1 protein-coding gene is annotated in these 1436 nt (G+C 39.1%); it reads right to left on the reverse strand.

The annotated features are described in order from the left end of the window. A partial coding sequence (locus HMPREF9075_RS13375; protein ID WP_009414831.1) for a SprB repeat-containing protein occupies positions 1 to 1436 on the reverse strand: 1436 nt, incomplete at both ends.

Below are 1436 nucleotides of genomic sequence, written 5' to 3' on the forward strand. Positions count from 1 at the left end.
CTTAAACTCTTGTCCCGATGGAATTACTACTGTCCTTGTAATGGTTTGCGCACAAGATTCTGGAATTTGGTATACTTTTATATCATCCATTACAAAATCACAACCCCAATTAGCCCAAGCATTAGTACGTATTTGAATATCTATTGATGTATTTGAACCTGGATTGAGTTCGCCAGCAAAACGTATCCAATTATCTGGATCTGTATTATCAGCTATCGGGCCTGATTGTTTAGAGTCTATAGTATTACCTCCTGCTACCAAACGAATTTCTACATTAGGTAAAGCTGCTCCGTGATTAGGCCTAAACAAGTTCAATAAGAATAATTCATATTTGATTGGTACGTTAGGCTTAATGTCTGTTACTCGTTTACTATAAAGTATATCTCCTGTTCCTACATTTCCTATATCTATAAAGAAGTAACGTCCTAATGGGTTAGTTCCTCCTGATGTATGATCATTTGGTTTAATCCATATACTTGGGAAACCTCCCATTGGTAGGTATGGTGAATTCCTATTCATTATCACATATCTACCTGGTGCTGTTCCTTGACTACCATTTGGTGAACAAGTAAATGCAGAAGACACATTATCACTACAAGTATCAGGACCTACTCCAAAGTCTTCATCTATCAATATTGTTGAAGCGGGTGGATTGCCATCTTTATATTTAATAGTCATTGTATAGGTACCTGGTGCCAAACCTGTAATAGTAGCTGTAGTACCTGTAGCGGTCTTACCATCTATTATATAAGTATAGTCATAGGTATTAGGCGCTCCTGTGAGACGTATAGTTCCCTTACCACTACAATCATAGGTAACTATCGTGTAAGTAGTACCTGTAGGTTCTGTAATCTTTTCAGGAACTACCACTCGTATATCATACTCACAACCTCCTTTATCCCTTATGGTAACAGTATGCGTTCCTGGGGTTATCCAGCCTTCTGAATAGATAGAAAATCCTCCATCGTATTTATATTGATATTCACCCCAACCGCCGCTTACGTTGGTAAAGCGTACTTTTGCCTTATTTGTATTAACTCCATCACCACAGCCTACCAATTGTGATACTCCAGCAAATCCTCTCAATGGCTGTGATGGCGCTGCCACAAATACCGGTTTAGTTACCTGACAATCATTGGCATCTATTACTACCATATTATGAGTACCTGTACTCACATTACTAAACAAATGTTTGTTGCCCGTTACACTCGTCCAGTTCGCATCAGTACTATTCAACTTGATACGGAATGGCGCTGCTCCTCCGTTAATAGTAACTGAAACTACTCCATTATTCTCTCCATAACAAGTTGCACTAGTTACAGTTGCCGAAATAGTAGCCGGTATTGGGTTTGTAATTGTTACCACCCCACTGTAGAACTCACAACCTCTATCATCTGCTACGCGTATCACATAACCTCCTGGCACATTGGTATAAT

The sequence above is a fragment of the Capnocytophaga sp. oral taxon 332 str. F0381 genome, assembly GCF_000318275.2.
GTDB classification, from domain to species: Bacteria; Bacteroidota; Bacteroidia; order Flavobacteriales; family Flavobacteriaceae; genus Capnocytophaga; species Capnocytophaga bilenii.